General features: G+C 69.2%; 5 protein-coding genes. 2 read left to right on the forward strand and 3 right to left on the reverse strand.

What is annotated here, in order from left to right; translation table 11 throughout:
- Positions 1-2,174: arylsulfatase (locus tag VGD44_RS25500; RefSeq protein WP_331091433.1), on the reverse strand; the 2,174-nt coding region annotated here is incomplete at its 3' end.
- A 142-nt stretch (positions 2,175-2,316) separates the two neighbouring features.
- Here VGD44_RS25500 and VGD44_RS25505 point away from each other — a divergent pair.
- The gene (locus VGD44_RS25505; RefSeq protein ID WP_331091435.1) at positions 2,317-3,390 is read left to right on the forward strand and encodes a sensor histidine kinase; all 1,074 of its coding nucleotides are present in this window, start codon (positions 2,317-2,319) and stop codon (positions 3,388-3,390) included.
- Here VGD44_RS25505 and VGD44_RS25510 read toward each other — a convergent pair.
- On the reverse strand, positions 3,387-3,959 hold the full coding sequence (locus VGD44_RS25510; protein ID WP_331091437.1) for an SRPBCC domain-containing protein: 573 nt from the start codon (positions 3,957-3,959) through the stop codon (positions 3,387-3,389). The two genes, VGD44_RS25505 and VGD44_RS25510, sit on opposite strands and share 4 nt — an antisense overlap.
- Positions 3,956-5,386: a cysteine--tRNA ligase gene (cysS, locus tag VGD44_RS25515; protein ID WP_331091439.1), complete on the reverse strand. Its 1,431-nt coding sequence runs from the start codon at positions 5,384-5,386 to the stop codon at positions 3,956-3,958. Before cysS ends, VGD44_RS25510 begins: the two co-directional genes overlap by 4 nt.
- Positions 5,387-5,554: 168 nt before the next feature.
- Here cysS and folE point away from each other — a divergent pair.
- Positions 5,555-6,100 (forward strand): GTP cyclohydrolase I (gene folE, locus VGD44_RS25520; RefSeq protein WP_331091441.1); only part of this gene is annotated, 546 nt, incomplete at its 3' end.

Here is a 6,100-nt window from a genome sequence, read left to right on the forward strand (position 1 = left end):
TCCAGGATCACGGTGACCTTCTTCAGGACGCCGGTGAACGCGAACGGCGCGGGGTAGTCGGCGACGGGGCTGCTGCGATCGAGGCCGATGTCGAGGCCCGACCAGGAGACGAAGGTCACGAAGCCGGTCGTGGCCGTGACCTCGCCGGCGTGGCGGCCGTCAATCAGGAGGGTGAAGGTGCGGAGGCCCTCAGGGCTCTGACGCGCCGCCACGCCCAGGCGTGTGGCGCTCGCCGGCACGGGCTCGGTCGAGCTCACCGTCGTCTTCTGGCCGCCAATGTTCAGCGTGTGATGCAGGCGGCCGTCCTTCAGATAGAGGCTGTAGCCGCTGGTGGCGTCGCCGTGCGCCAGCAGCACGCCCTCTTCGCCGCCCTTCAGCGAGACGTCGGCTTCGATGCGATAGGTCCGGGCCCGCACGTCCGGCGCGACGTCGGTCGGCAGGTGGCCCATGCCCTTGTGGAACACGAACCGGCGCCGGTTGGCGTTGGCCCGGGCCGCGTTCTCGGCGAAGCGCGGGCCGAAGCGGTCGTCCAGCGGCAGCACCTTGTGCGCCTCGGCCGCGGTCCACCACTCGGTGATGAGCGCTTGCAGCTTCTCGGGCTCGCGCTCCGCCAGGTCGTCGGTTTCGGAGAAGTCGCGGTCGAGGTGGTAGAGCTCCCACCGGTCGTTGTCGAACGGCGTCCCGGGCGGGTGGAACGCCACCGCCTTCCAGCCGTCCTTCCAGAGCCCACGGTGGCCGAACATTTCGAAGTGCTGGGCCTTCGACCGCGCAGGCGCGGCGGGATCGGTCAGCGCCGCGGCGAAGCTCTCGCCCTCCAGCGGCCACTGCTTCACGCCCGCCACCTCGGCCGGCGGCTGGATGCCGATCAGGTCCAATACCGTCGGAACCACGTCGCAGGCGTGGGCAAACCGCTCCCGCACCTCGCCGCGCGCCGCCAGCCCCTTGGGCCACGAGATCACCATCGGATCGCGGATGCCGCCGCCGTGGGTGTTCTGCTTGTAGCGGCGCAGCGGCGTGTTCGACGCCATCGCCCAGCCGTGCGGGAAGTTCGAGTGGGTGTCGGGCCCGCCGATGTCGTCGATCCGGGCCAGCTTCTCCTCCATCGGCTCGCCGCGGAAGTTGAACGGCCCCATGGCGTTGACGAAGCCCAGCGGCCCGCCCTCCTGCGACGCGCCGTTGTCGCTCATCACCAGGATCAGGGTGTCGTCGCGCAGGCCGGCGCGCTCCAGGAACTCGACCAACCGGCCGATGTGCTGGTCGGCGTGGTCCAGCATGGCGGCGAACGCGCTCTGCAGGCGGGTGAAGACGCGCCGCTCGTCGGCGGAATAGCTGTCCCAGGGCCGCACGCCGTCGTTGCGCTCGGGCAGGCGGGTGTCGGACGGCACGATCCCCAGCGCCTTCTGCCGCTCCAGCCGGCGTTCGCGCTCGGCGTCCCAGCCGTCGGCGAACACCTCGTCGTACTGCCGGATCAGCTCGGCCGGCGCCTGGTGCGGGGCGTGGCAGGCGCCCGGCGCCAGCCACAGCAGCCAGGGCGTATCGGGCGCGTCGGCCGTGTGGTCGGCGATGTAGCGGATCGACTGGTCCACCAGGTCGGGGGTCAGGTGGTAGCCGGTCTCGAACGTGCCGGGCGGCGGGATCGGCGTGTTGTCACGCACCAGCTCGGGCGCGTACTGGTCGGTCTCGGCGTCCATGAAGCCGTAGAACCGGTCGAAGCCGCGGCCCAGCGGCCAGCCGTCGAACGGCCCGGACGGCCCGGTCTCGGTGAGCGGCGTCACGTGCCACTTGCCGACCATGTAGTTCCGATAGCCGTGCGGCCGCAGCATCTCGGGCAGCGTGCCGGCCTCCTTAGCGATCTTGCCGCGATAGCCGGGGAAGCCTGAGTCGAAGTTGGCCAGGCAGCCCATGCCGACGGCGTGGTGGTTGCGCCCGGTCAGCAGGGCCGCCCGCGTGGTCGAGCACATGGCCGTGGTGTGGAAGCCGGCCATCAGCAGCCCCTCCGAGGCCAGCCGGTCGATGTTGGGCGTGCGGATCGGCGAGCCGTAGCAGCCGAAGTCCGAGAAGCCGACGTCGTCGAACAGCACCACCAGGATGTTGGGCGCGCCCTTCGGCGGCCTGGGCGGTTCCGGCCACTCGGGCGTGGAGTCTGCAACCGTGCGCCCGATCTTCCCGGCCATTGGTCATCTCCTCAGCAGGCAGGCCGAGAAAATGAACTAAAAAGTCAGAAACTCCAACTGGGCGCGTTGGTTGTTGCGGGACTCGGAGCAGCCTGGGATTGCTATGCGGTCCCTTGTCGACACCCAGCCGGGAGGACTTCCGATGGGCCTGTTGGATTCTGTCCGCGCGCTGTTCGAGACCCAGTCGCTCAGCCCGCACGGCATCTGTCTCCTCTGGCGCCCGGAACTCATCTGGACGCACGCGGTCTCCGACCTCCTGATCGGCATCGCCTACTTCTCCATACCGCTGGCGCTGGGGGTGTTCCTCTATCACCGCCGTGATGTCCGCTTCAGTTGGGCGGTCTGGATGTTCGTGGCCTTCATCATGCTGTGCGGGGTCACGCACTTCATGATGATCTGGACCCTGTGGAACCCCGACTACGGCGTCGAGGCGGTGATCAAGGCGGCGACGGCGGCGGTGTCGCTGGTGACCGCCGTGGCGCTCTGGCCCCTGCTGCCCAAGGCGATCGCGCTGCCCTCGACGGCGGCGCTGCAGGTGAGCCTGGCCGAGCGGGACGCGGCTCTGGAGGAACTGCGGGGCGCCATGAACACGATGATGGAGATGCGCGAGCACGAGTCCCGCCAGAAGCTCCTGCTGGACGAGCTGAACCACCGGGTGAAGAACACCCTGGCCTCGGTGCAGTCGGTGGCGGTGCAGACGCTGTCGGACGCCCGGGACATGCAGGACGCCCGCGACCTCTTCATCGAGCGGCTGATGGCGCTGTCGTCGACCCACAACCTGCTGGTCAAGCGCGAGTGGGAGAGCGCCTCACTGCGCGAGCTGGCGGATTCGACGCTGAAGCCCTACGGGCGGCCGTTCGAGATCACAGGCTCGGACCTGCGGCTGGATGCGAACCTGGCGGTGAGCCTGGGCATGGCGCTGCACGAGCTGGCCACCAACGCGCTGAAGCATGGCGCCTGGAAAGGCGAGGGCCGGATCGACATCGAGGTCGACATCGACGGCGGCCAGGACCTGACGATCGTCTGGCGTGAAAGCGGCGGGCCCGAGGTGACGCCGCCCAAGCGGCGGGGGTTCGGCTCGCGCCTGCTGGAACGCGGCGTGGCCATGGAGCTGCAGGGCGAGGTCAAGCTGGACTTCAGGAGATCCGGGCTCGTCTGCACGATCCGCGCGCGGGCGAGCGACCGGATCCAGGTGATGGAGCCCCGCGCCGCCTAGCCCTTCCGCTTCGCCCACTCCGCCTCGGCGCGCGCCTTCAGCGCCTCGTTCATCGCCTTGAAGCCCTGGCGCACCGGCCGCGCCATCCGCCGGCCCAGCGACGGGCCCATCAGGCCGCCGAAGATCTCGCCGTTGTCGACGATGCAGCCGACCTCTGAGAGCGGGGTGATCTCGATGTAGCGCAGGGTCTTGATCAGCCCGCCGAGCAGGGTCAGCCGCCAGTGCAGCTGCTCGTTGGGCACCCAGTCGAGCACCTTGGCTTTCAGCGCCTGCTCCGGCTGGCCCGGCAGCGCCAGGGTCAGGTCCAGGATCTCGCCGATGCGGATCTGGCCCTCAGCCTTCGGATAGGTCGGGTTCCACTCCGGCCAGCGGCCGAGGTCGTAGACGATCTCCCAGATCACCTCGGCCGGCGCCTGGACGCCGATGCGGTCCTCGATCCGGACGCCGCTCGGGCCCTTGGGCGGCGGCGGCTTGCCCTCGGTCTTCAGGTTCAGGGTCTGCGGGCCCATGCCGCCGCGGCGGCCGCCCGGCTTGGCCAACAGATCGGGCCCGGGCTTGAAGGGGCTCATGCCTGCTCCTTGATCCGCCAGGTGGCGCCGCTGGGACCGTCCATAACCTCCACATTGAGCGCGGCGAGTTCGCCACGAATACGGTCGGCTTCGGGCCAATTCTTGGCGGCCCGCGCCGCCTGCCGATCTGCGAGCAGCCCTTCGACCCTGGTCTTCAGGTCGTCGTCGGCCCCGCTCTGGAACCACGACTGCGGGTCGGCGGCGAGGAAGCCCATCAGGTTCCCGGCCTCCAGCAAGAGGCCCCGGCCGCTGGCCACCGCGCGCGCGTCCTTGGCCATCACGGCTGCGCGCACCTTGTCGGCCAGCTGGAACATCGCGGCGAACGCGTTGGGCGTGTTCAGGTCGTCGTGCAGCGCGTGGCGGACGTTGGCGTGCTCGGCGGCCGCCGTGGCGCTCTGCCAGCCGTCGGCGGCCGGCTCGCCGGCCAGGAACCGGGCGGAGTCGTCCAGCACCCGGTACAGCCGGTCGAGCGCGCTCTTCGCCTGCTCGATCAGGGTGTCGGTCCACTCCAGCGGCTGGCGGTAGTGGCCGGAGAGCAGCGCCCAGCGGATCGCCTCGCCCGGATAGGCCTTGAGCAGGTCATGGGCGAGGGCGACGTTGCCCAGGCTCTTGCTCATCTTCTCCTCGGCCATGTTCAGGAAGCCGTTGTGCATCCAGACGTGGGCGTACTCGCGGCCGCCATGACCCGAGCAGACACCCTGCGCCAGCTCGTTCTCGTGGTGCGGGAACTTCAGGTCCTCGCCGCCGCCGTGGATGTCGATCGGCAGGCCCAGCGCCTCGTGGATCATGGCCGTGCACTCGATATGCCATCCGGGGCGGCCCGGCCCCCAGGGGCTATCCCACGCGGGCTCGCTGGGCTTGGACGGCTTCCACAGCACGAAGTCCGCCGGGTGGCGCTTGTAGGGGGCGACGTCGACACGGGCGCCGGCGATCATCGCGTCCATCGGCTGGCCCGAGAGCTTGCCGTAGTCGCTGAACGCCTGGGTGTCGAAGAGCACGTGGCCTTCGGCCTCATAGGCCCCGTTGTTGCGGACGAGGTCGCCGATCATCGAAACGATCGCGTCCATGGTCTCGGTGACTCGGGGCTGGAACGTCGGCGCAAGCGCGCCCAGCGCAGCGGCGTCGGCGTTGTAGGCATCGAGGTAGCGGTCGCTGATCGTCTTGATCGGCACGCCCTCGTCGGCGGCCTTCTTGTTGATCTTGTCGTCCACGTCCGTGACGTTCGCGGCGTAGAGCACCGCGTCCTCGCCGTAGACGTCGCGCAGCACCCGGAACAGCAGGTCGAACACCACCACCGGCCGGAAATTGCCGATGTGGGCGAAGTTGTAGACCGTCGGCCCGCACACATACATCGTCACCCGGCCGGGATCCTTGGGCGCGAAGGGCCGCTTCTCGCGGCTCATGGTGTCGTAGAGGCTAAGGGTCATATCTCACGGTAACGCTGCGGAACGGTTGCCCGGATGGGCCTTGCGCCCATATACAGATCGCCCGGACCGGAGGCCAACCCAAGCCCCGTCCGAAGTGAAAGGGTGGCACGCGTCATTTCCGGGACCTTCGTCCCGGCGCAACTCAGCCCTGGAAAGAAACGCTCTCTCATGGACGCCATTTCCCGCGACCGAACCCTCATCGGGTCCGACGACGGAAACCTTGAGCCGGTGGTGCGCCCGACGCGCGAAGAGGCCATGGAGGCCGTCCGCACGTTGATCGCCTGGGCCGGGGACGACCCGCGCCGCGAGGGCGTGATCGATACGCCCAAGCGCGTGGTCGACGCCTACGCCGAGTGGTTCGAGGGCTACAACCTCGACCCGGCCAAAGAGCTCAGCCGCACCTTCGAGGACGTGCAGGGCTACGACGACATCGTCATGCTCCGCGAGATCGAGGTCGAGAGCCACTGCGAGCATCACATGGCCCCGTTCCTGGGCAAGGCCTACGTGGCCTACATGCCGACGAACCGGGTGGTGGGCATCTCCAAGCTGGCCAAGGTGGTCGAGATCTTCGCCCGCCGACTCCAGACCCAGGAGACCATGACCCAGCAGATCGCCGACGCGATCACCGACAGCCTGCGGCCGGCCGGCGTGGCCGTCCTGATCGACGCGGCGCACCAGTGCATGACCACCCGTGGCGTGCACCACCGCCACGTC

It is taken from the genome of Phenylobacterium sp. (genome assembly GCF_036402295.1).
In the GTDB taxonomy this organism is placed as follows: Bacteria; Pseudomonadota; Alphaproteobacteria; order Caulobacterales; family Caulobacteraceae; genus Phenylobacterium.